The organism is Streptomyces sp. Tu 3180 (genome assembly GCF_009852415.1).
Classification (GTDB): domain Bacteria; phylum Actinomycetota; class Actinomycetes; order Streptomycetales; family Streptomycetaceae; genus Streptomyces.
In genome coordinates this window covers 2,583,763-2,610,003 of sequence record NZ_WOXS01000002.1, presented here as the reverse complement: position 1 = coordinate 2,610,003, position 26,241 = coordinate 2,583,763, and the positions used below count along the sequence as shown (strand labels likewise).

Genomic DNA, 26,241 nt, shown 5'->3' with positions numbered 1-26,241 from the left:
GGCGACAGAAGGAGGGGCGTGACATGACCGCCATGGCCCACGAGCCGCTCCCGCAGGCGGACGTCCTGCCGGAGGGCTTCCTCGCTCTGGAAACCCCGGAGGGTTTCCGGCCGAGCTGATCGAGGGGGAGATCGTCGTGACGCCGCCGCCGGACGGGGACCACGAGGACTGCATCGAGCTGATCGTGGCGCAGGTGTACGAGCGCTCCCGGACGAGGATGCAGCTTTCCGGGAACAAGGCACTGGAGCTGCACAGCGGTGGTGGCTGCCCGAAGGACCGCGTGATCCCGGATGGCACCTCCGCCCCCGGAGAGACGCGGCTCCACCGGGGGCGGACTCGTGGGTGCCCTGCGAAGGCGTCGCCATGGTCCTTGAGGTGACGTCCACCAAGCCGAAAGCCGACCGTGAGACCAAGCGCCGCTGCTACGCCCGCGGCGGCATCCCCCTCCACCTGCTCGTCGACCGCGAAGCCTGCTCGGTCACGCTGTTCAGCGACCCGGAGAAGGACGAGTACCGCGAGCACTGCACCCGCCCCTTCGGCAGACCGGTCGCCCTCCCCGAGCCCTTCGCCTTCGACCTGGACACCGGCGACCTCCTCTGATCCCCTGTGGACGGGGGGTGCGAGGTGGCGAACGGACGGGAACAGGCCCGCTGGACCAGGGCGCGGCTCGGCCGCTGCGGTCCTCCGCTCGACCTGCTCACCGCCCGCTTCGACCGGCACGAGTACGCCCCCCACGCCCACGACGAGTTCACGGTCGGCGTCACGGTCGGCGGCCGGGAGGTCATCGCCTACCGGGGCGGCCGGATCCACTCCGGCCCCGGCTCGATCGTCGTCCTCGAACCCGGCGAGATGCACACCGGCGGCCCCGCCGCCCCCGACGGCTACGCCTACCGGGCCCTCTACGCGGACCCCGCCCTCCTCGCCGACGGCACCCTCGGCGGCGGCCTCCCGCACTTCCGCGAACCCGTCCTCGACGACCCCGAGCTGGCCACCGCCCTGTGCCGCGCCCACACCGACCTCAGCGCCCATCCCGATCCCCTGGAGGCGGAGTCCCGCCTGCCCTGGCTGCTCACCGCCCTCGCCCGCCGCCACTCCACGTCCCGCGCGAGCGACGACACCCTCCCCGGCGCCGGCCGCATCGCCCTCGCCGTCCGCGACCGCCTCGCCGACGAACTGCTCGCCCCGCCCTCCCTCGCCGCCCTCGCCACCGACCTCGGCCTGTCCCGCTACCAGCTGCTGCGCGCCTTCCGCACGACGATGGGCGTGCCGCCGTACGCCTGGCTCGCCCAGTACCGGGTGACCAGGGCCCGCGCCCTGCTGGAGGCCGGACTGCGCCCCGCCGAGGTGGCCCCCCTCGTCGGCTTCGCCGACCAGGCGCACCTCACCCGCTGGTTCCGCCGCGTCCTCGGAGTGACCCCGGCGGCGTACCGCAACAGCGTTCAAGACGGCGGCTGAGGGCGGCGCGCAGACTGCCGCCATGACTGCACGCGGCTGGGCCCTGTTCTCCCTCATGGGAGTGGTCTGGGGCATTCCCTATCTGATGATCAAGGTGGCGGTGGACGAGCTGTCCCCGTCCGTGGTGGTGTTCGCGCGGTGCGCACTCGGCGCCGTGCTCCTGCTCCCCTTCGCCCTCCGCCAGGGCGGTCTCGCCCGCACCGTGCGGACACACTGGAAGCCCATGCTGGCCTTCGCGGTGATCGAGATCGTCGGACCCTGGTGGACCCTGACCGACGCCGAACGGCACCTGTCCAGCTCCACCGCCGGACTCCTCATCGCGGGCGTGCCCATCGTCGCCCTCGTCCTGGCCCGCTTCTTCGGCGCCGAGGAACACGTGGGCGCCCGCCGCGTCACCGGACTCGCCCTCGGCCTCGCCGGCGTCACCGTGCTCACCCTGCCGCACCTCACCGGCGGCGACGCCCGCTCCCTCGCCGAGGTGCTGGTCACGGTCGTCGGCTACGCCACCGCCCCGCTCATAGCCGCCCGGCACCTCAAGGACGTCCCGACCCTCCAGCTCATCACCCCCTGCCTCACGCTGGCCGCGGTCGTCTACGCCCCCGCCGCCTTCCTCACCCGGCCCGCCACCCTGCCCTCGGGCGAGGTCCTGGCCGCCCTCGCCGGCCTCGGCGTCGTCTGCACCGCGATCGCGTTCGTGGCCTTCCTGGAACTGATCAAGGAGGTCGGCCCGACCCGGGCGGGCGTCATCACCTACGTCAACCCGGCGGTCGCCGTGGCCGCGGGCGCCCTCCTCCTGGACGAGGAGCTGACCCTGGGCATCGGCGTCGCCTTCACCCTGATCCTGGCGGGCTCGGTGCTGGCCACGGCCGCCGCGCCGAAGCCCCGCCCGCGCCCGGTACCATGGTCGGCACGGCAGACGAGCCGGGCGGACGGCCGCGTGGAGTCCCCCTAGGGGGCTTCCCGAGGAACGTCCGGGCTCCACAGGGCAGGGTGGTGGCCAACGGCCACCCGGGGTGACCCGCGGGACAGTGCCACAGAAAACAGACCGCCGAGGGCTCCGGCCCCCGGTAAGGGTGAAACGGTGGTGTAAGAGACCACCAGCGCCTGGGGTGACTCAGGCGGCTAGGTAAACCCCACCCGGAGCAAGGTCAAGAGGAGACGCCTCTTCGGAGGTGTCTCTGCGCGGACGTTCGAGGGCTGCCCGCCCGAGTCCGCGGGTAGACCGCACGAGGCCGGCGGCAACGCCGGTCCTAGATGGATGGCCGTCGCCGGCGGGCCCGCGAGGACCCGCCGGAACAGAACCCGGCGTACAGCCCGACTCGTCTGCCGCCACCCCGCGGTGATCACGCGGGGGCCGGGCACCGCCGATCACCGGTACCACCGGTACGCCGCTGCGGGAGCAGCTTCGGTGCCGTGGACGGGCGATAAAAGGAGTGCGGGCGTTCGAGCCGGTGGGATACGTTCCTGCCTGTTCGAAGGGGGACCCGACATGGCGAAGCTGAACCAGATCATCGCTGTCGAGAAGGGCGTCAAGAGCAAGGCGCTCCAGGACATCACCGCCGCGCACCACAAGGTGCAGAAGCCCGCGCTGATGGCCGGCATCTCGCGCACGTACCAGCCGAAGGACGAGGAGGGCGAGCAGCTGCCGCCCGAGTCCACGCGGGTGCAGGTGCAGGCCGAGGACGTGCTGCGGGAGATGTCGGCGTCCCTGACCCGGCTGTTCGACGTGACCGCCACCAAGGACTGGGCGAACTGCGCGGCCCGCGCGGACGTCACCGTCGACGGGCGGACCGTCGTCGCCGACGTTCCGGTCAGCTACCTGCTCTTCCTGGAGAAGCAGCTCACCGACCTGCACACCTTCGTCAAGAAGCTGCCCACCCTCGACGCCGCCGAGTCCTGGTCCCACGACCCCTCCACGGACTGGTGGAAGACGGACCCGGTGCGCACGATCCGGACGAAGAAGGTCCCGCGCAACCACGTCAAGGCGGAGGCGACGGACAAGCACCCGGCGCAGGTCGAGGTGTACTACGAGGACGTGCCCATCGGGTACTGGACGACCGTGAAGTTCTCCGGAGCCCTTCCCGCGCGGCGGGTGAACGAGCTGGTGGAGCGGGTCGAGAAGCTCCAGCAGGCCGTGAAGTTCGCCCGGGAGGAGGCCAACGGCGCCGAGGTCACCGACCAGCGGGTCGGCGACGCGGTGTTCGGCTACCTGTTCGGCTGAGCCGGCCACGGCCGGCATCCACGATCGCCCCCGCGTGCGAGCGCGGGGGTGCGCGACCAGCACGGGCCGGAAATGAGGACCGGCTCGTGTGAGGAGCGCAAGCTGACACTGAAGTCCAGCCTGAAGAAGCGGTCCGCCGAACCGGCGGCCGCGGTCAATCTCAGACTCTCGCTCCAGTCTCAGCATCGCCGCCGATCGCCGGATCGACCGGGGACGGACGAACGCCGTCGGATGCGAGTTCGACTCTCGCCTGCGCCTCTTGCGCGGCGCGGTAGTTCAAAGGAAGAACACGACGGCATGATGACTGATCCGTCCTCTCAAACGCCGCCGGCGTGCGCAATTGGGTGGCATCCCCAGGGGCCCGGGAGCTGGATACGACTCCCGGGCCCCGCCACGTCCGGCGACCGGGGCACGGAACCGGGACCCCCGGAGGTTCTGGGACGCCGGGGGACGGAACCGGCGCGCCCTTCCGGGGCACGTCCGCCGGCAGGCGGAGCGGACCGTCGGGCCCGTGCCCGCGGCGGGCGTCACTGCGGCCAGGGACGGGCGTGGGCGCTGGCCGCGCCGACCGCCGCCCTCGCCGCCCGTTCGACCAGGGAGACACCGCTGAGCATCGACGGGTTGCCGCTGCTGAGGACCGAGACCAGGTACCGGTGCCCGTGCACCGTGACCTGCCCGATGCTGTTGACGACCCACAGCCCGGTGGAGGTCCGCTGCAGCCAGCCGTTCTTGAGGGCCCATCGGGGGGACGCCGCCGACACTCCCCAGTCCTGGTCCCGCACGACGTCGCCCATCAGCTCCCGGACGTAGGCGCGGGACGCCCGGTTCAGCCTCGCGCGCGAGCGGGCGGCGGGGGCCACCGGCCCACGGGCGAACACCGCGCGCAACAGGCGGACCTGGTCCTTCGCCGTGGTCCGGGTGAGGCCCCAGTGGATGCCGGGGCCGCCCCGGGTCGAGGAGAGCCCCAGCCGCTCGTTCGCCGCGTCGAGGCCTTCGCGTCCGCCGATCGCCCGCCACAGCAGGCCCGCCGCGCCGTTGTCGCTCGTCCTGATCATCGCCTCGGCGGCCCGGTGCTCCTCGCCCGTCAACTCGCGGCCCTCGTCCTGCGCCTGGAGCAGCAGTGCCACGAGGATGGCCACCTTGCTGACGCTCGCCGTGACGAACGGCGCGTCACCCCGGTACGACGCGATCTCCCGGTCGGCGCTGTCCAGGTCGAGCACGGCCACGGCCAGCCGCGTGTCGCCGCTCCGCGGGACCGGCGCGAGCGCCCGCGCGAGCGTCGCGCCGAGGTTCTCCGGCGGTGGCGCCGCCAGTACGGCGGCCGGAGCGTCCTCCCGTGCGGGGGAGGCCCGCACCCCGTCGGGCGTGCCGGTGGGGGAGCAGGCGGCGAGCGACGCCATGACCGCGGTGACGGCGCAGACCGTCAGCGCGTGCGGGCGGAGGCCGGCGGAACCGAATCTTCTGAGCGCCTCGTGCGTCCCGTTGAGCTGTCCATCGGGCATGGCGGACGGGCCTCGGTATTCCTGGGGAGGGAGACAACGACAGACCAGAAAATATGACAAACCGGTCGCCGTGGTGGTGATCGCGGTACGGCAGGCGTGTCGTTCCCGGAGCGCGGCCCGCGCCCTCCCCGTGGGGGCGCGAGGGGCCGGAGCGGGCGCCTCCTGTCCCGCACCGCGCAGGGGGCCGGTCCCGTGCGTCACCTCCGCCGGGAAACCGCCGGTCCGGACCCGCTCGGCCGGTGAGCGGGGCGGCCTCTGGTCGGCGACGGTGCGGATGCCGTCGCGGAGCGGGTGCATAGGATCGCCGGCATGCCACTGCGACCCGTTCACGTGAACATCAAGGCTCTCGACGCCGCGGCGGTCGGCCGGTTCTGGGCGGAGGCGCTCGGCTGGAGCGCCTACAGCGCCGGCGTGACCACCTACGTCGGACCCGCCGGCGGCCTCGTCTGGCCGGACCCGGTCGTCCTCGGCATCGACGTCGTTCCCGTCCCGGAACCCAGGACGGCGACGAAGAACCGTGTGCACCTCGATCTCGCCACCACCTCCGCGGCCCATCAGGCGGAGCTGGTCGCGCGTCTCCGGGACCTCGGCGCGACGCCCGCCCGGGTGGGCCAGGGCGAAGTGCCGTGGACGGTCCTCGCCGACCCCGAGGGCAACGAGTTCTGCGTGCTGGAGCCCCGGGAGGTCCACCGGGACACCGGGCCGATCGCCGTGGTGGTGGTCGACTGCGCGGATCCGCGGGCCATGGCCCGGTTCTGGGGCGGGGCGACGGACTGGACCCTGCACGAGGTGACCGACGACCACGCGGTGCTGCGTTCCGCCGAGGGCGTCGGTCCGTATCTGGAATTCCTCCGTACGCCCGGCGTGAAGACCGTGCCGGACCGCGTCCATCTCGACCTGCTGCCGTACCCCGGTGACGACCAGGCGGCGGAGGTGGCCCGGCTGCGGGCCCTCGGCGCCACCGACCTCGACCTCGGCCAGGGCGACGTCCCGTGGACGTGCCTGACCGACCCGGAGGGCCACGAGTTCTGCGTCCTCGCCCCGTCCTGAGCGGGACGACCGGGCCGGTGCCCGGGTGGCCACCGTCTGCGACGGCCGTGGGCCCGCCGGCGTCGCCGGGGACGAAAGGCGGGGGCGGAGGACGGGAGGCAAAAAGCAGAGGCAAGGAGGTCACCTGCTCCTTGCCACTCTCAACGTATAGCGCACCGGGGGGCTTGCGGCAAGGCCCCCGGGGTGCCGGAGAATCACCGGCCGTAGCCAGGACCTGCGGAAATGGACGGTGTGATGATCGACGTGATGGTCGTCGGCGGTGGGCCGACCGGTTTGATGCTGGCCGGCGAACTCCGGCTGCACGACGTGCGCGTGGTCGTGCTCGAGAGGCTGACCGAGCCGACCGGGCAGTCCCGCGGACAGGGTCTGCACGCGCGCAGCGTCGAGATGATGGACCAGCGCGGCCTGCTGGACCGGTTCCTCGCGGTCAGCGAGAAGTTCCAGGTCGGTGGTCTCTTCGGCGGCATCGTGAAGCCGTGGCCGGACGGCCTGGACACGGCGCACCCGTACGGCCTCGCCACCCCGCAGCCGGTCACCGAGCGGCTGCTCGAGGAGCGCGCCCTGGAACTCGGTGCCGAGATCCGGCGCGGCTGCGAGGTGGCCGGGCTGAGCCAGGACGAGGACGGGGTGACCGTCGAGCTGGCGGACGGCACGCGACTGCGCTCGCGCTACCTCGTCGGCTGCGACGGCGCCCGCAGTACGGTGCGCAAGCGGCTCGGGGTCGCTTTCCCCGGCGAGCCCGCCAGGGTCGAGACGCTGCTGGGCGAGATGCGGCTCACCGAGGACCCGGCGAAGGTCGCCGCCACCGTCGAGGAGGTCCGCAGGACCCAGCTGCGGTTCGGCGCCACCCCGCTCGGGGACGGGGCGTACCGCGTCGTCGTGCCCGCCGAGGGGGTGGCCGAGGACCGCACGACCGCGCCGACCCTCGAGGAGTTCAGGAAGCAGCTGCGGGCGTTCGCGGGCACCGACTTCGGCGCGCACGCGCCGCGCTGGCTGTCCCGGTTCGGCGACGCCACCCGGCAGGCCGAGCGCTACCGGGTCGGCCGGGTGCTGCTGGCCGGCGACGCGGCGCACATCCACCCGCCGACCGGCGGGCAGGGGCTCAACCTCGGCATCCAGGACGCGTTCAACCTCGGCTGGAAACTGGCCGCCGCGGTGGGCGGCCGGGCGCCGGAGGGACTGCTGGACAGCTACCACGCCGAGCGGCACCCGGTGGGCGCCGCCGTGCTGGACAACACCCGTGCGCAGATCGCGCTGCTGGGGACCGATCCGGGGGCGACCGCGCTGCGGGAGCTGTTCTCGACGCTGATGGACTTCGAGGAGGTGAACCGGTACGTGACCGGGATGATCACCGCGGTCGGGGTCCGCTACGACTTCGGCGAGGGCCACGAACTGCTCGGCCGGCGGATGCGGGACGTGCGGCTGGAGCAGGGCCGTCTCTACGAGCTGATGCACGGCGGTCGCGGGCTGCTGCTCGACCGGACCGGCCGGCTCTCGGTGGAGGGCTGGGCGGACCGGGTCGACCACGTCGTCGACGCCGGCGCGGAACTGGACGTGCCCGCGGTGCTGCTGCGGCCGGACGGCCACGTGGCGTGGGCCGGCGAGGACCAGCGGGAGCTGGCCGGCCGACTGTCGAAGTGGTTCGGCGCAGCCGCCGGCTGACCGCGCGGACCGGCTGACCGTGCGGGCCGGCTGACCGGCGGACCGCGCGGACCGGCGGAATCCCCCAGGGGGCCGCGGCCGATGACGGGCGCCGCGGGATCACTCAGCGTGCCCGCCCGGTGCGGATGAGTGAGAATGGCGACACTCCTCACGTGACGGAGGTCGGATGTTCTGGCGCTCTGCGCGGCTGCGGCTGCGGCTCCTGCTCCCCCTGGTGATCGCGGGTCTCCTCCTGCCGGCGGAGGGCTACGCGGCGTACGCCGACGCGGGCGCGCCGGCACCGCACCGCGGTGCCCGGGTCGTCGCCGAGGAGGACGTCGGCGAACGCCTGGTCGACCTCACGTTCGATTCGCCCGCCCTGGGGCGCACCGCGAAGGTCCGGCTGCTGACCCCGGACGGCTGGGAGGACCGGCGGCCGGGCCGGAGCTGGCCGGTGCTCTACCTCCTGGTCGGCGGCGACGGCAACCACAAGGCCTGGACGGAGGACTACGACGCCCGTCTCCAGGAGCTGCCCGGACTCCGGGACGTGCTCGTGGTGATGCCCGAGATGCCGCTGTTCGGCTTCTACAGCGACTGGTACAACGACGGCCGGGGCGGTCCGCCCGCCGTGGAGACCTTCCACCTCCGGGAGGTGCGCCCCCTGCTGGAACGCCACTACGGCGCCGGCACCCGCCGGGTGGCCGCGGGCGAGTCGCAAGGGGGGTTCGGCGGCCTCTCCTACGCCGGCCGGCACCCCGGACTGTTCCGGGCGGTGGCGAGCTACAGCGGTTACGTGCACCCCTTGCAGCATCCGCACGCGGTCCGGGCCGGGATGACCGCCCTGGGCCTGGACTGGAAGGCGTTGTGGGGCGACCCGGTCGCCCAGCGCGCGAACTGGGAGGCCCACGACCCGTACCACCTGGCCGACCGGCTGCGCGACATCCCCGTCCACCTCTCCAGCGGCGACGGCAGGGTGGGCGAGCTCAACCCGCCGGGCACGCAGCCCGATCCGGAGGTCCCCGGACTGGAGGACCCGTCCGACCCGTTCCCCGACGACGTCGTCTCCCCCACCGAGACGATCATGGAACGCGAGTCCCGCGCCCTGGCCGCACGCCTGGAGTCCGCCGGAACCCCGGTGGCGACGCACTTCTACTCCGGCACGCACGACGCGCCGTACTGGGTGAGGGAGTTCCGCAGGTCCCTGCCCCTGCTCCTGCGCGCCCTGCACCGCACCGCAGGTCACGGCGGCTGAACGGCCGCGCTGTCAGCGGGATCCGCTACCTTCGGGTCATGTCGATCACCGCACGACTGTGCGACTCGGTGAGGCTGCCGGGCGGAGACGCGCTGGTCCACGGCTTCGCGCTGGAAAGCCGCGGGGACGGTTCGCGCCGCGCCCTGCTGCGGAACGGACACGAGCTGGAGGTCCACGACCTCCACGAGGTGTTCGCGGGGGAGTGCGCGCCGGCGGCCGTCTTCCCCCTCCCCTGGCCGGGGTGGGACCGCGGTGTCCATTCGGTGAGCCCCGACGGCACGTTCGCGGTGTTCTCGGGGCAGCGAGCGGTACGGGCCGTGGGCGTGGGCGCAGAGACGCTGTGGGAGTACCGGCACGGCTGCTGGGGCCCCGTGCTCGGTCATCCGCACACGGGGGACGAGCAGCAGGTGTGCCCCGGTCTCGAACACGGCTCCTGCCGGGTCTCGGACGACGGCCGGCTCGTGTGGGCGCATGTCGTGACCGAGCCGGAGCCGGGCGGCTGGGAGGAGTGCTGGGTCGTCCTGGACGCCCGGGACGGACGGGAGCTGGCCCGGCTGCCGCTGGACAGCGCGGCATCCGGTTCGCACCACCTCTCCCACCCGGACGGTGTCCACATGGGGCTGAGCATCGGCATGGGCCAGGACGGCATCCTGCTGCACTGGGCACGCCGGGACGGCGGGAAGCTGACCGGCTGGGACCTGAACGAGGGCCTGGACCGCATCCTGATGGACGTCCATGCGGGCGTTCCGGGCTTCCTGACGGTCGAGCACTACGGAGCGGACCTGCGACTGCACGCCCTGGACGGCACCGTGCTCGCCGAGGCGGAACCCGGTGCGGCCGGCGACGAGGAGGACCCGGCCCACTGGGACCACGTCTGCGGCTTCGTCGACGCCGACACCGTCATCGCCTCGACGGTCGAGTCCGACGAGGACCCGGAGCGGGCCCGCCACTGGCTGCTCGACGCCCGCACCCTGCGGACCCGGGGGACGATCGCGTATCCCACGGGCCCGGTCGCCGGCGGTGTGCGCCCGCTCGGCGACGGCACCTGGCTCACCTACGACGACAGGAGCGAAACGCTCAACCGCTGGACCTGGGCGGCGTCTTGAACGGGAAGACGAGGGGACGGACGCCTCGGGGAGGCCGAAGCGGCGTTCCCCCTGGTGCGGACCGCTCCCGAAGGAGCCGCCGCGCGGCGGACGGCGGACGGGACGGCACCTCGACCCTCCGAGGCGCCGGTGCGGAGCGCGGGGTCGCGGACTCCGTGCGGATCAGAGGGGACGGTGTCGCGTGAGCGTCCGCAGCCGGGTCTTCGCGGGGTGGGCCGTGCTGTGCCTGGCGGGTCTCGTCACCACCTCCGCCCTCGACGCCGAGCCGTCCGCGGACCGGCCGGAGTCCCCCGCCGGGGAGGCGACGCCGACCGGCCCGTACGCCGTCGACTGCCAGGAGATCGCGGACGGCATCGCACGGGACCGCGCCGAGGCCGAGCGCGAGCGGCGGGAGGCACTCGATCCGTCCGCGGCCCCCGGGCGCCCGACCGCGACGTTCAGGACCGTGGCGGTCCCGGAGGAGTGCGCGGACGAACTCGAGCACCGAGGCTTGGGGAGACACTGAGGACGGCCCCTGCCGCGACGGGGGTGCCCCGGCGCGGCCTTCCTCCTCCGGGCCCCGAGAAGGGGTCTGGCGCCCGGTGGATCGGCGGTCCGCCCGAGCGAACCGTGTCGGATCGTGGACGCCGGTCGGAACGCCGACCGCTCCGGCGGCCGGCGGGCCGGGGCGCACCGCGCACCGGCCCGGCCGGGGCCCGTCGCGAAAGCGCCCGTGGTGAGGCGGAGCGTCGCTTCTCATGCCTCGGGCACCGGGTCGTCGAAGCGTCGTGCATCCCGATCCGGCGGGCGACCGAGGCGGCCGGCGAGGGCATCGGTGTGCTCCGGCCGGGACAGGACGGACAGGACCGCCTGTTGCCTTCGGTGGAGCGCGTCGGCGTCCTGACGCAACGCGCGGAGGCGTGCGCGCATCAGGAGCCGTGTCCGCCATGGGCGCCACAGTGCCCGGAGCAGCTGTTGGGCCGTCGCCTGCCGGTGATCCTCACACTGCGCCATCAGCTCTTCGAGCGGCTCCCCCAGGACACCGCCGAGACGGAGATCGATCAGTCCGACGACCTCGCACTGCAAGGCGTGTTCCTCACCGCCTCCGGCGAAGTCCAGGACCCTTCGGGGTACGCCGGCCGAGAGCGCGGCCACCACGAGGTCCGAGATCGCCTCCCGCTGCGCGTGCTCGGCGTCACGCCCGTCGTCCAGAACCGCCGTGACGCCGAGACGCGCCGTGGCGCGCCGTTGTGCTCCGACCCTGTGCCGCGACGGGCCCTCCGCCCGGCTCGGCGCGATGTCGCACACCCTGTCGCGCACCGCAGCGAGACGGAGAAGCCGCTGCATGACCGCTGCGCGCTGCTGTCGACGCTCCTGGCTCATGGAGAGGTAGTTGGTCACCGCGGCACCGACGACACCGCCGGCCGTGGTGTATGCCAGATCCATCCATCCGGGCACGGAAGCCGCCTCACTGCGCCGGGAACAGTCACATCGCCTCACACCGCGACAGCCGAGCGTAGGCGGACCGCTGAGCCCGGGGAAGACCGGGACCGCGCGAAGCACGCGGTGGGGGCCCGACGCCATCTGCCCACGCCCGCCCCGGCGCTGGGCTCAGCCGGGGGACCCGGATCGCTTCCGGAACCGGCTCTAGGCCCCGAGCGAGCGCCGTGTGACCCGGGCCAGGTGGCGGGTGAGGACCTCCCGGGCGTCGGGGGTGAGCGTGCGCAGGGCCACCAGGGCCGTCACGGCGACGTCGCACAGTTCCGACTGGACGTCGTCCCAGGTGTGCGTGGTGCCCTTGCGCGGGTTCTGGCCGGTCGCGCCGATCACGGCCTCGGCGACCTCGCCGACCTCCTCGGACAGTTTGAGGATCCGCAGCAGCAGGCCCTCCCGGCCCTCGGCCGGGCGGTTGGCGTCCAGCCAGCCGCACAGGTCGTCGACGGAGGCCCACAGGTCGGCGGCCGGGGCGGGGGAAGGGGACGGGTGATCGCTCATGGGACGGAGCCTGGCACAGGGCACTGACAGCCCCGGCGCGCGGCCCGGCGCCTCGGCGCGCACCCCCTCTTCCCCGAAGCCCTCCTCCGGCTACTCCTCGAACAGGGGCTCCTGTTCGCCCTCCTTCGCCTTCCGCAGCCGCCTGCTGCGCGCCCCCACGGCCACCACCGTGGCCGCCGCGACCGTCGCGAAGGCCGTCGGGACCATCCAGCCCCGGTTGACCGCGTGGCGGAGGGCGTGGTCGAGGGAGAGGCGCCCGGGGCCCGCGATGGCGAGGCCCGCGGCCGTCAGCCCCAGGCTCGCGGCGTACTCGTAGCCGCCCTCCTGGGCGAAGAAGCCGCTGGGCGCGTGCACGGCGGCCGCGCCCGCCATCGCGCCGGCCGCCGCGGCGCCCGCCGCCGGGGTGGCGAGGCCGAGCGCCAGGAGGACGCCGCCGCCGGTCTCCGCGAGGCCGGCCGCCGTCGCGCTGGCCTTGCCGGGCGCGTAGCCGACGGACTCCATGAACTGGCCGGTGCCCTCGATCCCGCCCCCGCCGAACCAGCCGAACAGCTTCTGCGCGCCGTGCGCCGCCAGCACCCCGCCCGTTCCCAGCCGGAGCAGCAGCAGGCCCAGATCGCGTCGGTCGTAACAGGTTCGGTCGTAACGGGTCACGTCGCCTCCCGGAGCAGTCGCTTCGCCGTGACCACCGTCGCATCCCCGCCGCCGGCCCGGCCCGCCGTCGGACGCCGTTCGGGTGGCGCGGGTGGCGGGGCCCGGTGGCCGGTACGACGCTGACAGGCATGACGATTCAGACCACCCGTCTCAGCGATCCGGCCGTCCGGGCCTTCGTCACCGCCGTCAACCACCACGACCGCGAGGGCTTCATGGCCCTCCTCGCACCCGGCGCGACCATGGCGGACGACGGCAGCGACCGTGACCTCGCCGACTGGACCGACCGGGAGATCTTCTCCTCCAACGGCCACCTGGAGGTCGACAACGAGTCCGACGGCGGCCGCAGCATCATCGCCCGCTACCGCAACGACACCTGGGGCGAGATGCGCACCCGCTGGACCTTCACCGTCGACGACGACGGCAGGATCTCCCGTTTCGAGACCGGTCAGGCCTGAGCACCCCCACCTGAACACCCCGCCGGGCACCCCCCACCTGAGCGCTTTCGTCCGGGAGCCCCCGCCCCCCGCCCGAGCGTCCCCGAATCCCCCGCGGGCTTGCCTTCGCGCGCGCTCGAACTCCTAGCGTCCTCGGGCATGGACACCACACGGACACTGGGACGCAGCGGTATCGAGGTCAGCGCCGTCGGATGCGGCTGCTGGGCGATCGGCGGTGAGTGGCAGGACCCGGACGGGCAGCCCCTGGGCTGGGGCAGGGTCGACGACGACGAGTCCGTCCGGGCGATCCGGCGCGCCGTCGACCTGGGCGTCACCTTCTTCGACACGGCGGACGTCTACGGGACGGGGCACAGCGAGCGCGTCCTCGGGCGGGCCCTCGGCCGGCGCCGGGACGAGGTCGTCGTCGCCACCAAGTGGGGCAACGTCTTCGACGCGGACACCCGCACCCTCACCGGCGGCGACGACTCGCCCGCCCACCTGCGCCGCGCCCTGACCGCCTCCCTGCGCCGCCTCGGCACCGACCGCGTCGACCTGTACCAGCTCCACCTCGCCGACGCCGCCCCCGAGCGGGCCGCCGAACTCCGCGACGCGTGCGAGGAACTGGTGGCGGAGGGACTGATCCGGGCGTACGCGTGGAGCACCGACGACCCCGCCCGCGCCGCCGTGTTCGCGAAGGGGCCGCACTGCACCGCCGTGCAGCACGCGCTGAACGTCCTCACCGACGCGCCCGAGATGATCAGGCTGTGCGAGGAGGCGGACCTCGCCTCCGTCAACCGCAGTCCGCTCGCCATGGGCCTGCTCACCGGCAGGCACGCCGGCCGGCGGCCGCTTCCGGCCGGGGACATCCGCAGCAGGCCGCCCGCCTGGCTGCGGGGCTTCGGCGACGGGTCGGGCGCGGACCCGGCGTGGCTCGCGCGGGTCGACGCGCTCCGGGACGTCCTCACCAGCGGGGGCCGCACGCTCGCCCAGGGCGCTCTCGCCTGGCTGTGGGCGCGCAGCCCGCGCACCGTGCCGATCCCCGGTTTCCGCTCGGTCGCCCAGGTCGAGGAGAACGCGGGGGCGCTCGAGAAGGGACCGCTCACCGACGAGCAGATGACCGAGGTCGAGCGGATCCTCGCCCGGTAGGGGCGGTCCCCGTCGGGCGGCCGGCGCCGGGCGGCCGCCGTCGCGCACGGGGCCGACGCGCCGTGCGCGGCAGCCGTTCCACGCACCGGTGCGTACCCGCTGTCCCGCGCGGGGCCACCCCCACCCGGTGGCGTGGAACGACTGCCGCATCCCCCCTCGGATGCGGTCTGCGGAAGGCCCTTGCTCCAAGTGTGAAGCTTTGGTGCAGGAGAGTTGAGCACAGGTCCGCCATCGGCCGCAATAGAACGGAAGTTCAAATTCCGTTCGCAGGGGTCGTCGACCGCGGCCCCCGCGCGGCGTCGTCGTCGCCGGGACGGTCGCGCACCGCGCGTTCGCCTCCCGGACGGCTCCGCCGCGCACCGCGCCGCGCGGGCCGCGTCGGCGACGTCCGCCACCGGCTCCGGCGCGACCGCCCGTCCGGACGGCGACTCTCCTCCGTCCGCCCGCCTGCCCGCCCGCCCGTTCGCTCGGCGTTCACGGCCCCGCAGCGTGCGCGAGGGTCCGCCATGCGGACCTCATGCGACCGTCATCCGGATGCCGTGTACGTGTCAATGCAGGGTCGTCCCCGGCCACTCCAATTCCTCCCGCATCCACACGCCAGGGGAGGACCGGATGACACCCGAGGCCCGTCAGCCACAGCACGCCCCCGAACTCCGCGCGGCCGCCCGGCACATCGGCCGCCGCCGCTTCCTGACCGTCACCGGCGCCGCCGCCGCGCTCGCCTTCGCGGTCAACCTGCCCGCCGCGGGCACCGCGGCCGCCGCCGAGCTCGACGCCGCGCGGATCACCGAGGACCCCTTCACGCTCGGCGTCGCCTCCGGCGACCCGCTGCCCGGCTCCGTGCTCCTGTGGACCCGGCTCGCCCCCGCACCGTTCCAGCCCGACGGCGGCCTGCCCGCCGAACGCGTCACCGTCCACTGGGAGGTGGCGTACGACGAGGGGTTCCGCCGCATCGCCAGACGCGGCACCGCCACCGCCCACCCCGAGTTCCACCACACCGTGCACGCCGAGGTCGCCCACCTCGCCGCCGGCCGCACGTTCTACTACCGCTTCCGCGCGGGCCGCTGGATCAGCCCGACCGGCCGGACCCGCACCGCCCCCGCGCCGGACGACCGCACCGCCTCCCTCACCCTGGCCGCCGTCTCCTGCCAGGCGTACCACGACGGCTACTTCACCCCGTACGCCCATCTCGCCGGCGACGACGTCGACGTGGTCTTCCACCTCGGCGACTACCTGTACGAGTACGCGGTCAACTCCGCGGGCGGGGCCCGCGGTTACACCGACCGGTCCCTGCCCGCCCTGTTCAACCGCGAGACCGTGACCCTGGAGGACTACCGGCTGCGGTACGCCCTCTACCGCACCGACCCCGACCTGCGCGCCGCGCACGCGGCCCACCCCTTCGTGGTCACCTGGGACGACCACGAGACCGAGAACAACTACGCGGACGACGTACCCGAGAACAGCGTCCCGCCGGAGGAGTTCCTGCTGCGCCGCGCCTCCGCCTACCGGGCCTACTGGGAGAACCAGCCCCTGCGCCGCCCCCAGTTGCCCGAGGGCCCCGACATGCGGCTGTACCGGCGCCTGCACTGGGGCCGGCTCGCCCAGTTCGACGTGCTCGACACCCGGCAGTACCGCTCCAACCAGGCCTACGGCGACGGCGCCCGGCTGCCCGGCCCGGACATCGACGACCCGTCGCGCACCATGACCGGCGAGTCCCAGGAGCGGTGGCTGCTCGACGGCTGGCGCTCCTCGCGGGCGCTGTGGAACGTCGTGCCGCAGCAGGTCGTCTTCTCCCAGCGGAAGTTCGACCTCACCACGCCCTCGCGGCTGTCCATGGACGCCTGGGACGGCTACCGCGCCTCCCGCCGCCGGATCCTGGACGGGGCGCGGGACGCCGGGATCGAGAACCTGATGGTGCTCACCGGTGACGTCCACGTCGGCTACGCCTTCGACATCAAGGACGACTTCGACGACCCGGACTCCCGGACCGTCGGCACCGAGATCGTGGCCACCTCGGTCGCCAGCGGCAAGGACGGCTCCGACCGGCCCGCGAACTGGGACACCTACATGACCGCCAACCCGCACCTGCGGTTCTACAACGGCCGGCGCGGCTACGTGACCGTCGAGCTCGGCAGGGAGGCGGCGCGCGCCGACTTCCGGACGGTGCCGTACGTGACCAGGCCCGGGGCGCCGGTCACGACGGCGGCGTCCTTCGTCACGGCGGCGGGGGAGCCGGGGCTCAGGCCGGCCTGAGCCCCGGGGCCGGGGGCCTTCTCAGCGGGTCTCCCGCGCCTCTCCCGGGTAGCGGACGCCGACGCGGTCCCGGATCGCGTCGAGCGTCCGCATCACGGCGAGGGTGCCGTCGAGCGGGACGAGCGGCGACTCGGTCTCGCCGGCCCGCAGGGCCCGCATCGCCTCCGCGGCCTCGTGCCCGAGGCTGTTGCGGGGGCCGTCCGCCGGGTCGGCCGTGAACTCCTCGGCGTCCCGGCCCTCCCGGTGCAGCACGAACCGGTCCGGGAAGAAGAAGCCGTACGGGATGTCGATCCGGCCCTTCGACCCGGTGACCGAGGCGGAGGTCGCCGTGCCGCCGACGATGGAGCAGTGCACCGAGGCGAGCGCGCCGTCGTCCCAGGAGAGCAGCGCCCCCGTCTGGAGGTCGACGCCCTCCTCCGAGAGCGTCGCCCGCGCCACCACGTCCGCCGGCTCCCCGAGCAGCAGTTGCGTGAACGACACCGGATACACCCCGAGGTCCAGCAGCGCGCCCCCGCCCAGCGCCGGGTCGCGCAGCCGGTGCGAGGCCGGGAAGGGTCCCGCGAGCCCGAAGTCCGCCTGAATGCTGCGCACGTCGCCGATCGCGCCGTCGTCGACCAGCGCCTTGAGCCGCCGCACCATGGGGTTGCAGTACATCCACATCGCCTCCATCAGGAAGCGCCCGTTCTCCCGCGCCAGCGCGACCAGTTCGCCCGCCTCGCGCGCGTTCAGCGTGAACGGCTTCTCGCACAGCACGTTCCGCCCGGCCTCCAGGCACAGCCCGGCCGCCACGCGGTGCGCCGAGTGCGGCGTGGCGACGTAGACGATGTCGACCTCCTCGTCCCGCGCCAGCGACTCCCAGTCGCCGTACGCCCGCGGTATCCCGAACCGCTCGGCGAACGCCTTCGCCGGTTCCGGCGACCGCGACGCCACCGCCACGACCTCCGCGTCCGGCAGGTCCACCAGATCCGCCGTGAACGTCGCGGCGATGCCGCCGGTCGCCAGGATCCCCCAGCGCACCCTCTGCCCCGTCATCCGTTCCACCCCTGCTCGTGTCGTCGGCACCTCGGCCGTGGATGTCGATGGAAGCGCTCCCATGACATCGTCGTCGACGCCGAGCACTCCGTACGAGCTGAGAGCATAGGGAGCCGATGACGTGGAAAGGGAGGGGTCACATGCCCGAGGGCGGGCCGTCCATATCGAACCCGACGACGAACTCGGCGGCGAAAACGGACTCGAAGGAACATCCGGTGGCGAACCGGACGGTGGGTCCGGTGCCGCATCCGACGGCGAGTCCGGCACCGCGGCCGGCGACGGACCCGACGGCGCGTCCGAGGACGAACCCGGCGGCGAGCGCGGCGTCGGCGCTCCGCACGACCGTCGGCCGCACCAGCCTGCTGGTCACGTTCCTCCTGGGCGGCCTGACCGCCACGCCCCCGCTGGCGATGGACATGTACCTCCCCGCCCTCCCGGAGGTCACCCGCTCCCTGCACGCGCCCGCCGCCACCGTCCAGCTCACGCTCACCGCCTGCCTGGCGGGCATGGCGCTCGGGCAGCTGGTGGTCGGCCCGATGAGCGACCGGTGGGGCCGCCGCCGCCCGCTGCTCGCCGGCCTCGCGGTCTACGTCGTCGCCACCGCGCTGTGCGCGTTCGCGCCGACCGTCGAGCTCCTCGTCGCCTTCCGGCTGGTGCAGGGACTCGCGGGAGCGGCCGGCATCGTCATCGCGCGGGCGGTGGTCCGCGACCTGTACGACGGCGTGGCCATGGCCCGCTTCTTCTCGACCCTCATGCTGATCTCCGGCGTCGCGCCGATCGTGGCGCCGCTCATCGGCGGGCAGATCCTGCGGGTGACGGACTGGCGGGGCGTGTTCGTCGTCCTCACCGTCGTCGGGGTGGCGCTGACGGCCCTGGTGTGGGCGAGGCTGCCGGAGACGCTGGCCCCCGCCGACCGCCACGGCGGCGGCGTCGGCGCGGCCCTCGGCTCGATGCGCCGGCTGCTCGCCGACCGGTCCTTCACCGGCTACATGCTCACCGGCTCCTTCGCCTTCGCCTCCCTCTTCGCCTACGTCGCGGCCTCCCCGTTCGTCGTCCAGGAGATCTACGGCGCCTCCCCGCAGACGTTCAGCCTGCTGTTCGGGCTCAACTCGATCGGGCTGGTGGCCATGGGGCAGCTCAACGGCAAGGTGCTGGTCGGCCGGGTCCGGCTGGACCGGGTGCTCGGGCTCGGGCTCGCCGTCGTGGCCGTCGCCTCGGTCGCGCTGCTGCTGATGTCGCTGGGCGCGTTCGGCGAGGTCGGGCTGGCGCCCGTGGCCGCCGCGCTGTTCGTGCTGATGTCCGCGATGGGCATCACCCTGCCCAACACCCAGACCCTCGCCCTGATGCGCACCAGGCAGGCCGCCGGTGCCGCGTCGGCCCTGCTCGGCACGTCGTCCTTCCTCGTCGGCGCGATCGCCTCCCCGCTGGTCGGGATCGCCGGGGAGGACACCGCCGTCCCGATGGCCGTCGTCCAGCTGGCCGCGGCCCTGGTGGCGCTGGCCTGCTTCACGGGAATGTGCCGCCCCTGGAAGGGGCGTACGGGCGCGGAGGGAGAGGGCTTCTGAGCGCACCGAGACTGCGCCACGGCACACCGGAACGGGCCGGGCTCGATCCCGGCGAACTGCACCTGCTGGTCCGGGAGGTGCACGCCCGCACCGCCGGGGAGCGCCCCTGGGCGGCCGGCGCCGTCGTGGTCGCCGGCCGCGGCCCGGTGCTCGCCGTGCAGGAGGCGGCGGGCTGGGCCGTGCGGTACGCGGCGTACGACGAGGAGACCGGCACCGCGGTCGAACTGCCGCCGGCCGCGCGCGTGCCGATGACCGTGGACACCCCCTTCGACCTGGCGTCCCTCACCAAGCTGTTCACCTCGGTGGCCGCCGTGCAGCAGATCGAGCGGGGCACGCTCGGCATCGACGCGCGCGTGGGCGCGTACCTGCCGGACTTCACGGCGGCCGCCCGGCACGGCGTCACGGTCCGTCAGCTGCTCACCCACACCTCCGGGCTGCGCCCCGAACTCCCGCTGTACGACTGCGCCGACGACGCGGAGCGCCTGGCGCTGCTCCGCGCCGAGCCGCCCGTCGGCGTGCCCGGCACGTACTGCTACTCCGACCTCAACATGCTGCTGCTCCAGCACGTCCTGGAACGCGTCACCGGCCGCACGCTCGACACGCTGGTCCGGGACGGCATCACCCGCCCGCTCGGCATGACGGCGACCGACTTCGGGCCGTGCCCGGGCGCGGCGGCCACCGAGGACCAGCGGCGGCCGTGGGCCAAGGCGGACCGGGGGATGCTGCGGGGCGAGGTGCACGACGAGAACGCCTGGGCGCTGGGCGGGGTCGCGGGCCACGCCGGCCTGTTCTCCACGGGGCGGGACCTGGCGGTGTTCTGCCGCACCCTGCTGGCCGGCGGCTCGTACGGCCCGGCCCGCATCCTCGGCCCCGACTTCGTGGACCTGCTGTTCACCCCGCCCGGGCTGGGCTTCGCCCTGGACCAGCCCTGGTTCATGGGGGAGCTGGCGGGGCGCGGAGCGGCGGGGCACACCGGTTTCACGGGGACGTCCCTGGTCCTGGACCGGGCCACGGACACCTACCTGGTCCTCCTCGCCAACACCGTCCACCCCCGCCGCCGCCGGGTCCCGGACAACGCGCCCCGGGCGGACGCGGCGACACGGGTGGCCCGGGCGGTCCGGCGGACCTGAGAGAATCGTGAGGTGAACGCCCCCGCCGCCTCCCTCAACCCCGCCGAGACCCTGCGCGGTGCCCTCGCCGGGCTGCTCGACGGGCTGCCGCCGCGGCAGGCCGCGCAGGCCGTCGAGCGGCTGATCGCCAACTACCGGGGCGCCACCCCGACCGGGGCGCCCATCCTGCGGGACCGGGCCGACGTGGCCGCGTACGCCGCGTACCGCATGCCCGCGACGTTCGAGGCGGTGCGCTCGGCGCTGGAGGCGTTCGCGGACGCGGTGCCCGGGTGGGCGCCCGGCGACCACGTGGACGTGGGCGGCGGCACCGGCGCGGCGGCCTGGGCGGTGAGCGCGACCTGGGAGGGGAAGCGGCCGGTGACGGTCCTGGACTGGGCCGAGCCCGCACTCGCCCTCGGCCGGGAGATCGCCGCCGCCCACCCCGCCCTGAGGGACGTCCGCTGGCAGCGCGCCCGCATCGGGGCGGCGCTCCCCCTGGAGAGCACGGACCTGGTCACCGTCTCCTACGTCCTCAACGAGCTGACCGCCCCCGACCGCGCCGCCCTCGTGGACGCCGCCGCCGGGGCCGCCCGGTCCGTGGTGATCGTCGAACCCGGCACCCCCGACGGCTACGCCCGCGTCATCGAGGCCCGCGACCGGCTGGTCTCCGCCGGCTTCCGGGTCGCCGCCCCCTGCCCGCACAGCGCCGCCTGCCCCATCGCCCCCGGCACCGACTGGTGCCACTTCTCGGCCCGGGTCAGCCGCTCCTCGCTGCACCGCCAGGTCAAGGGCGGCTCCCTCGCCTACGAGGACGAGAAGTTCAGCTACGTCGCCGCCACCCGCCTCCCGGCGAGCCCCGTACCCGCCCGCGTCGTCCGCAGGCCGCAGATCCGCAAGGGCCAGGTCCTCCTCGACCTGTGCGAGACGGAACCGTCCCTGCGCCGGACCACCGTCACCAAGCGCCAGGGCGACCTGTACCGGGCGGCCCGGGACACCGACTGGGGCGACGCCTGGCCGCCCCCGGCCGGGCACTAGCCGAGCGGGGCCTCCCGCCCGCCCTCCCCCTTCCCCCGCTGTTCCCGTCGTTGCTGTTCCTGTTGCTCCTGCCGCTTCTCCTGAAGCTTGCGCAGCAGCTCCCGCTTCTGGACGCGGAGGTCGTCGCCGCCTCCGACGCGGCCGGCGCCTCCGCCGCCACGCAGGGCCTCGCGGCCGAGGTGCCGCCGGGTGCCGCCGACGCCCAGCATGTTTCCGGTTCCGCCCCGGGCCATGGTGATCTCCTTGTCCACGTACGTGACGAGACGTATCGTCTCGCGTTTGACATTCACCACTGTCCGGCGAGACGCACCGTCTTGTCAACCTGGTAGATTCGAGCCATGGCCCACAGACAGTCCGCCCCCGACGCCACCCGCCGCAGCGAGCGCTCCCGGCGGGCCATCTACGAGGCCGCCCTCGCCCTGGTCACGGAGGTCGGCTACCCGAAGACGACGATCGAGGGCATCGCCGCCCGCGCCGGTGTCGGCAAGCAGACGATCTACCGGTGGTGGCCGTCGAAGGCCGACGTCGTCCTGGAGGCGTTCCTCGACCTGAGCGGGCAGGCCGCCGAGGCCGCCGGGCAGGAGCCGTACACCGTCCCGGACACCGGCGACCTCGCCGCCGACCTCAAGCTCGTGCTGCGCGCCACCGTCGACGAGCTGCGCGACCCGGCCTTCGAGGCGCCGTCCCGCGCGCTGGCCGCCGAGGGCGTCGTCAACGAGGAGCTCGGCCGCCGGTTCGTGGCCCAGCTGCTGGAACCCCAGCTCCGGCTGTACGCCGACCGGCTGCGCTCCGCGCAGGAGGCGGGGGACGTCCGCGCGGACGTCGACCCGCGCATCGCCCTGGAACTCTTCGTCTCCCCGCTCGCCCAGCGCTGGCTCCAGTACACGGGCCCGATCTCCTACGAGTACACCGACACCCTCGTCGACTACGCCCTGAACGGCCTGGCGCCCCGCTGACCCGTCCCCCCCGCGGGGCGCCTCACCGCCCCAGCGCGCGGCTCACCGCCCCGATCGGGCGCACCGGATGCCGGGCCAGCCGCCCGGGGGCGTCCGTGATGATCCCGTCGCAGCCGAAGGCCAGCGCCCGGTCCCGCTGGGCGGGGGTGACGACCGTGTGGGCCCACACCCGGGGGATCCCGGAGCGCACCGCGCGCAGCAGGTCCGCGTCCCGGGCCCCGACGTCGACGTCGAGCACGTCGACGTGGGAACGCCAGCGCTCGGGCCGGTCCGTGCGCAGCTGGCGGGCCGAGCGCCACAGCTGGGACAGCAGGCCCAGGCGGTGGACGCGGCGGGCGACCCCGGGGTCGTTGGTGTTCACGAGGACCGAGCGGGTCAGGCCGCGGGCGCGGATCAGCGCGGCCAGCCGGTCCAGGCCGCGCGGGTCCTTCGCCTCCAGCATCAGCACGATCCGCCCGCCGAGACGGTCCAGCACCTCGGCGACCGTCGGCGGCCGCTCCGGGCGCCAGCTCCCCGGCAGCGAGGCGCGCGGCCGCAGCCGGACCCCCCGCCACTCCCGGGCGTCCAGGGCGCTCACCTCGCCGCCCCGGTAGGTGGTGCGGTCCAGGGTCGCGTCGTGCAGGACGACCGGCGTGCCGTCGCGCAGCACCCGGGTGTCGAAGTCCAGCACCTGCGCCGTGCCGCGCCGGTACGCCGCCATCAGCCCCGACATGCTGTTCTCGGGCACCTCGCGGGCCCCGCCGCGGTGGGCGACGTAGGTGACGCGGGGCAGCGAGTCCACCGTCAGCGGGCCGCCGCCCCATTCCAGCGGTTCCGCCGGGCCGCCGCCGTGGCCCGTGAGGGTCAGCGAGACCGCGGAAGCCGCGGTGGCCAGGCCCGTCAGCGCGATCCTTGTGACCATGGCGACCACGGTAGGCGCGCGGCTCCCGGCACGGCGCGCAAGGACACCGGGCCCGCCGCCCGCCCGCCCCTCACGGCGTACCCTTCGCCCCGCGAGGTGCCCCTCGTCCTGTCCGGGCATCCTCGTCCCACCTGTACCGATTGTGGGCTCCGGCCCCCCGATGCGCACGATCGTGGGACCATAGGGCATGCTGTTCCGCACGACGGCGAGGCGAGGGGATAGATGAGCGCGGAGTTCGGCGGCCGAACCGGCCGGCAGGGCAAACTCTCCCAGTGGCTGCGAAAACGCCGCCCGAAGCAGGCCGCCGACGAAGGCGGCCGTGAGGCCCTGCTGCTCGCCGCCGCCGACGCGGGACTGCCGCTGGCGCCCGCCGCCCACCCCGCCGGCTACCGGTGCTCCTGCGACCGGGTCGGCTGTCCCACCCCCGCCCGGCACCCCGTGTCGTTCGCCTGGCAGACCCAGTCCACCACCGACCGCGTCCAGATCGAGCGCTGGGCCCGCCACCAGCCGCAGGCGAACTTCATCACCGCGACCGGCATGGTGCACGACGTCCTCGACGTGCCCCTGGACGCCGGTCGCGAGGCGCTCGAGCGGCTGCTCCGGGCCGGGACCGAGGTCGGCCCCGTCGCCGAGAGCGGCGACGGCCGGATGCTGTTCTTCACCCTCACCCGCGGCACCCCCGAGGACGAGGACGAGTGGTGGCCGTGCGAGCTGGACTGCCACCCGGAGACCATGGACGAGCATCCCGGCCTGCGCTGGCACTGCCGCGGTTCCTACGTCCTCGTGCCGCCGGCCCGCCTGCCCGGCGACGACGACCCGTCGGTGCACTGGGTCCGCGGCCCGGAGCATCCGCTGCCGGACCCGCTGAGCCTGCTGGAGGTCCTCACCGACTCCTGCGCCCGCCACGCCGGCGGGCAGTCCGACCCCGCGGGCACGGCCTGGCCGCTGCGCCGCTGAGGGACCGCGAACCGGGGACTACTCGCCCTTCGCGGACGTCAGCCCCTGGATCCGTCCCAGGATCCGCACCCCGCCCTCGGCCGGATCCAGGGCGACCTCGTTGGAGACGAACTCCATCGTCAGGGACTGCCGGATCTCACCGGTCGTCAGCGCCAGCACGTCCTTGTTCGGCGTCGGCACCGACGCCCCGGCCGCGGCGGTCTGCTTCTCGAAGTGGCGCGTGGTGAAGAAGACCAGCGCCCCGCCGTCCCCGGTCCGCAGCGCCAGCGGCGCGTAGTCGCCGTTCGTCACCGGCTCGTCGATGTACTGCGTGGCCAGACCCGGCCGCGTCGACTTCTTCTCGCGCAACGTCCGCCACGCGCTGGTGTGCGGCCCCTCCGCGAACGCGTCCCCGCCGTCCTTCAGGTACGTCGTGTACCGCTCGCTCAACTCGCCCGGTTCCACGGCCAGGTCGCCGGCGTTCGCGGGGACGGCCTCGGCCCAGCCGTCCTCGTCCGTCTTGAACTCCGGTACGTCGTCCGGGGCGACCAGCGTCAGGTACGCCACCTCCCAGGTCTCGTCCAGGCCGTCACGGGTGAACACCAGCAGCCAGCGGGCGCTGCCGCCCTTGTTGCCGGCCGCGTCGGCGAGGAACCAGCGCGGCCAGCCGGCCTTCTCGGGGATGGTGAACTTCGCGTCCGTCAGCTTCAGCGGCGCGTGCCGCGGGTTGCCCCCCGGGTTGTTGGCCTTCCCGGCCTTCAGCCGCGCCGCGTCGATGTCGGCGAGCGCGCCGGTGGTGTGGTCGGCGTCCAGGGAACCGTCGTACGCCTTGTCCGCCGCGTTGTACGCGGCGGTGAACTCCCGCAGCGCCTCCGCGGCTTCGGCGCGGGTGGCGGCCGGGAGCACCTCGCGTTCGCCGTGCACCACCACGCAGCCGCTCGCCGCCAGCGACAAAGCGGTCACCGAGGCCGCCATCCGTGCGTTCCGGTCAAGCCTGCGGAGCCCGCCGGGCCTTCGAAGGCCGAGATCCCTGCTCATCCGGTTCCTTCACCTTCCCCTTCCCGGAGGCGAACCCTACCGGGGCGAGGGACGGCGCGGGCGCCGGGACCGGATACCGCGGCCACGCCGTGACCCGGGGCGAAGGCGCGCGCGGGCCGAGAAGGCCGGGGGAGGGGCGGTCCGGGCCGAGCGGGGGTCAGCCGTCCCGGCGGGGAGCACCGCTGCCCGGTGCGCGTGGGCCGCCGCGAGCCCCGGGAGGACGTCGCCGACGGGCAGGGGGCAGGCGCCGGTGCCGGCGGCCCCGGGGCCGTGGTGTCCGCGCCGGCGGCCCCGCGACCTGGGACGACCTCGTCGTCCGCGCGATGCTTGAATGCCCCCGTGACCGACTACGACGTGCTGCGCGTCTTCTGCGGCCCCCGTGGCGGGTACGGCAACGAGCTCGGTGTCGTCCGCAACGGCTCCGTGATGCCCGGGCGGGACGAGCGGCAGGAGTTCGCCGCGAAGCTCGGCTTCAGCGAGACCGTGTTCGTCGACGACCCCGAGCGCGGGGTGATCGACATCTACACCCCCACCCTGCGCCTGCCCTTCGCCGGCCACCCCTGCGTCGGCACGGCCTGGCTCCTCGACGTGCCCGAACTCGTCGTTCCCGCCGGGGTGATGGGCGCCCGGCAGGACGGGGAGTTCTGCTGGATCGAGGCGCGGGCGGAGTGGGCGCCGCCGCGCACCCTGCGCCAGTACGCCACCGCCGCCGAGGTGGACGACCTGCCCGTGCCGCCGAAGGGGGAGTGGATCTACGCGTGGGCCTGGCTGGACGAGCCGGCGGGCCGGATCCGCGCCCGCGCCTTCCCCGGCCGCGACGACGGCATCGAGGAGGACGAGGCGACGGGCGCCGCGGCGCTCCTGCTCACCGACCGGCTGGGACGCGCCCTGAACATCACCCAGGGCACGGGCTCGCAGATCCTGACGGCGCCGCAGCCGCAGGGGTGGACGGAGATCGGCGGGCGGGTGTACCTGGAGCGCTGA

At 74.3% G+C, this 26,241-nt stretch carries 25 protein-coding genes, 1 other RNA gene and 2 pseudogenes; 18 read left to right on the top strand and 10 right to left on the bottom strand.

The window, feature by feature from the left end; translation table 11 throughout:
* The first annotated feature begins 23 nt into the window (after window positions 1–23).
* From GL259_RS12685 to GL259_RS12665, 4 genes and pseudogenes are all read left to right on the top strand, one after another.
* Window positions 24–600: pseudogene (locus GL259_RS12685) on the top strand (Uma2 family endonuclease).
* A gap of 24 nt (window positions 601–624) precedes the next feature.
* Entirely contained in the window at window positions 625–1,455 is an 831-nt protein-coding gene (locus tag GL259_RS12680; RefSeq protein ID WP_159532177.1) for an AraC family transcriptional regulator, read from the top strand.
* Between the two features lie 917 nt (window positions 1,456–2,372).
* Window positions 2,373–2,781: RNase P RNA component class A (gene rnpB, locus GL259_RS12670), an RNA gene on the top strand.
* A 163-nt stretch (window positions 2,782–2,944) separates the two neighbouring features.
* Window positions 2,945–3,676 (top strand): hypothetical protein, encoded by a 732-nt coding sequence (locus GL259_RS12665; protein ID WP_159532175.1) that lies wholly within the window; start codon window positions 2,945–2,947, stop codon window positions 3,674–3,676.
* A 527-nt stretch (window positions 3,677–4,203) separates the two neighbouring features.
* Here the strand turns inward: GL259_RS12665 and GL259_RS12660 are convergent.
* Window positions 4,204–5,178: a serine hydrolase gene (locus tag GL259_RS12660; protein WP_243762290.1), complete on the bottom strand. Its 975-nt coding sequence runs from the start codon at window positions 5,176–5,178 to the stop codon at window positions 4,204–4,206.
* A 309-nt stretch (window positions 5,179–5,487) separates the two neighbouring features.
* Here GL259_RS12660 and GL259_RS12655 point away from each other — a divergent pair, with 309 nt between their 5' ends.
* The 5 genes from GL259_RS12655 (at window position 5,488) to GL259_RS12635 (ending at window position 10,732) form a co-directional block, all read left to right on the top strand.
* A complete protein-coding gene (locus tag GL259_RS12655) occupies window positions 5,488–6,228 on the top strand; it encodes a VOC family protein (RefSeq protein ID WP_159532173.1) in 741 nt (246 codons plus the stop codon).
* 234 nt (window positions 6,229–6,462) lie between these two features.
* Window positions 6,463–7,890, top strand: a complete 1,428-nt coding sequence (gene rox / locus GL259_RS12650) for a rifampin monooxygenase (RefSeq protein WP_159538587.1) — start codon at window positions 6,463–6,465, stop codon at window positions 7,888–7,890.
* 166 nt (window positions 7,891–8,056) lie between these two features.
* Complete coding sequence (locus GL259_RS12645; protein ID WP_159532171.1) at window positions 8,057–9,121, top strand: alpha/beta hydrolase family protein; 1,065 nt, start codon at window positions 8,057–8,059, stop codon at window positions 9,119–9,121.
* Between the two features lie 38 nt (window positions 9,122–9,159).
* Entirely contained in the window at window positions 9,160–10,227 is a 1,068-nt protein-coding gene (locus GL259_RS12640) for a hypothetical protein (RefSeq protein WP_159532169.1), read from the top strand.
* A gap of 181 nt (window positions 10,228–10,408) precedes the next feature.
* The gene (locus tag GL259_RS12635; protein ID WP_159532167.1) at window positions 10,409–10,732 is read left to right on the top strand and encodes a hypothetical protein; all 324 of its coding nucleotides are present in this window, start codon (window positions 10,409–10,411) and stop codon (window positions 10,730–10,732) included.
* Window positions 10,733–10,962: 230 nt separating this feature from the next.
* Here GL259_RS12635 and GL259_RS12630 read toward each other — a convergent pair whose 3' ends face one another.
* The 3 genes from GL259_RS12630 to GL259_RS12620 all read right to left on the bottom strand — a co-directional run bounded on the left by GL259_RS12630 (window position 10,963) and on the right by GL259_RS12620 (window position 12,852).
* Entirely contained in the window at window positions 10,963–11,664 is a 702-nt protein-coding gene (locus tag GL259_RS12630; RefSeq protein WP_243762289.1) for a hypothetical protein, read from the bottom strand.
* A 189-nt stretch (window positions 11,665–11,853) separates the two neighbouring features.
* Window positions 11,854–12,201, bottom strand: a complete 348-nt coding sequence (locus GL259_RS12625; protein WP_159532164.1) for a MazG-like family protein — start codon at window positions 12,199–12,201, stop codon at window positions 11,854–11,856.
* Between the two features lie 90 nt (window positions 12,202–12,291).
* Window positions 12,292–12,852, bottom strand: coding sequence for a DoxX family protein (locus GL259_RS12620; protein ID WP_159532162.1), 561 nt, complete (start codon window positions 12,850–12,852; stop codon window positions 12,292–12,294).
* Between the two features lie 128 nt (window positions 12,853–12,980).
* On the opposite strand from GL259_RS12620, the gene GL259_RS12615 reads away from it, so the two are divergent.
* The 3 genes from GL259_RS12615 (at window position 12,981) to GL259_RS12605 (ending at window position 16,685) form a co-directional block, all read left to right on the top strand.
* Window positions 12,981–13,307, top strand: coding sequence for a nuclear transport factor 2 family protein (locus tag GL259_RS12615; protein WP_159532160.1), 327 nt, complete (start codon window positions 12,981–12,983; stop codon window positions 13,305–13,307).
* Window positions 13,308–13,445: 138 nt separating this feature from the next.
* The gene (locus tag GL259_RS12610; RefSeq protein ID WP_159532158.1) at window positions 13,446–14,432 is read left to right on the top strand and encodes an aldo/keto reductase; all 987 of its coding nucleotides are present in this window, start codon (window positions 13,446–13,448) and stop codon (window positions 14,430–14,432) included.
* A 612-nt stretch (window positions 14,433–15,044) separates the two neighbouring features.
* On the top strand, window positions 15,045–16,685 hold the full coding sequence (locus GL259_RS12605; protein ID WP_159532156.1) for an alkaline phosphatase D family protein: 1,641 nt from the start codon (window positions 15,045–15,047) through the stop codon (window positions 16,683–16,685).
* Between the two features lie 21 nt (window positions 16,686–16,706).
* On the opposite strand, the gene GL259_RS12600 is transcribed toward GL259_RS12605, so the two are convergent.
* Together GL259_RS12600 and GL259_RS38695 are read right to left on the bottom strand one after the other, a co-directional pair.
* A complete protein-coding gene (locus GL259_RS12600; RefSeq protein WP_159532154.1) occupies window positions 16,707–17,717 on the bottom strand; it encodes a Gfo/Idh/MocA family oxidoreductase in 1,011 nt (336 codons plus the stop codon).
* Between the two features lie 136 nt (window positions 17,718–17,853).
* Window positions 17,854–18,135, bottom strand: coding sequence for a hypothetical protein (locus GL259_RS38695; protein WP_243762630.1), 282 nt, complete (start codon window positions 18,133–18,135; stop codon window positions 17,854–17,856).
* On the opposite strand from GL259_RS38695, the gene GL259_RS12595 reads away from it, so the two are divergent.
* From GL259_RS12595 to GL259_RS12585, 3 genes are read left to right on the top strand one after another with little or no spacing between them, the layout of a single operon-like run.
* A complete protein-coding gene (locus GL259_RS12595; protein ID WP_243762561.1) occupies window positions 18,077–19,282 on the top strand; it encodes a multidrug effflux MFS transporter in 1,206 nt (401 codons plus the stop codon). The genes GL259_RS38695 and GL259_RS12595 overlap by 59 nt on opposite strands.
* The gene (locus GL259_RS12590) at window positions 19,234–20,412 is read left to right on the top strand and encodes a serine hydrolase domain-containing protein (protein WP_208026466.1); all 1,179 of its coding nucleotides are present in this window, start codon (window positions 19,234–19,236) and stop codon (window positions 20,410–20,412) included. The genes GL259_RS12595 and GL259_RS12590 overlap by 49 nt, the downstream gene beginning before the upstream one ends.
* A gap of 12 nt (window positions 20,413–20,424) precedes the next feature.
* Window positions 20,425–21,426, top strand: a complete 1,002-nt coding sequence (locus tag GL259_RS12585) for a small ribosomal subunit Rsm22 family protein (protein ID WP_159532150.1) — start codon at window positions 20,425–20,427, stop codon at window positions 21,424–21,426.
* Here the strand turns inward: GL259_RS12585 and GL259_RS12580 are convergent.
* Window positions 21,423–21,659: a DUF6243 family protein gene (locus GL259_RS12580; RefSeq protein WP_208026609.1), complete on the bottom strand. Its 237-nt coding sequence runs from the start codon at window positions 21,657–21,659 to the stop codon at window positions 21,423–21,425. The two genes, GL259_RS12585 and GL259_RS12580, sit on opposite strands and share 4 nt — an antisense overlap.
* 105 nt (window positions 21,660–21,764) lie before the next feature.
* On the opposite strand from GL259_RS12580, the gene GL259_RS12575 reads away from it, so the two are divergent.
* The gene (locus GL259_RS12575) at window positions 21,765–22,382 is read left to right on the top strand and encodes a TetR/AcrR family transcriptional regulator (RefSeq protein ID WP_159532148.1); all 618 of its coding nucleotides are present in this window, start codon (window positions 21,765–21,767) and stop codon (window positions 22,380–22,382) included.
* A gap of 22 nt (window positions 22,383–22,404) precedes the next feature.
* Here GL259_RS12575 and GL259_RS12570 read toward each other — a convergent pair whose 3' ends face one another.
* On the bottom strand, window positions 22,405–23,283 hold the full coding sequence (locus tag GL259_RS12570; RefSeq protein WP_159532146.1) for a glycerophosphodiester phosphodiesterase: 879 nt from the start codon (window positions 23,281–23,283) through the stop codon (window positions 22,405–22,407).
* Window positions 23,284–23,505: 222 nt separating this feature from the next.
* On the opposite strand from GL259_RS12570, the gene GL259_RS12565 reads away from it, so the two are divergent.
* Window positions 23,506–24,240 carry a bifunctional DNA primase/polymerase gene (locus tag GL259_RS12565; RefSeq protein WP_159532144.1) on the top strand — a complete coding sequence of 245 codons (735 nt, stop codon included), beginning with the start codon at window positions 23,506–23,508 and terminating at the stop codon, window positions 24,238–24,240.
* Between the two features lie 18 nt (window positions 24,241–24,258).
* On the opposite strand, the gene GL259_RS12560 is transcribed toward GL259_RS12565, so the two are convergent.
* Window positions 24,259–25,149 (bottom strand): hypothetical protein, encoded by an 891-nt coding sequence (locus GL259_RS12560; protein WP_159538579.1) that lies wholly within the window; start codon window positions 25,147–25,149, stop codon window positions 24,259–24,261.
* A gap of 58 nt (window positions 25,150–25,207) precedes the next feature.
* Window positions 25,208–25,303, bottom strand: a pseudogene (locus tag GL259_RS38690) (iron transporter); the annotation flags it as partial.
* A gap of 293 nt (window positions 25,304–25,596) precedes the next feature.
* Here GL259_RS38690 and GL259_RS12550 point away from each other — a divergent pair.
* Entirely contained in the window at window positions 25,597–26,241 is a 645-nt protein-coding gene (locus GL259_RS12550; RefSeq protein ID WP_159532142.1) for a PhzF family phenazine biosynthesis protein, read from the top strand.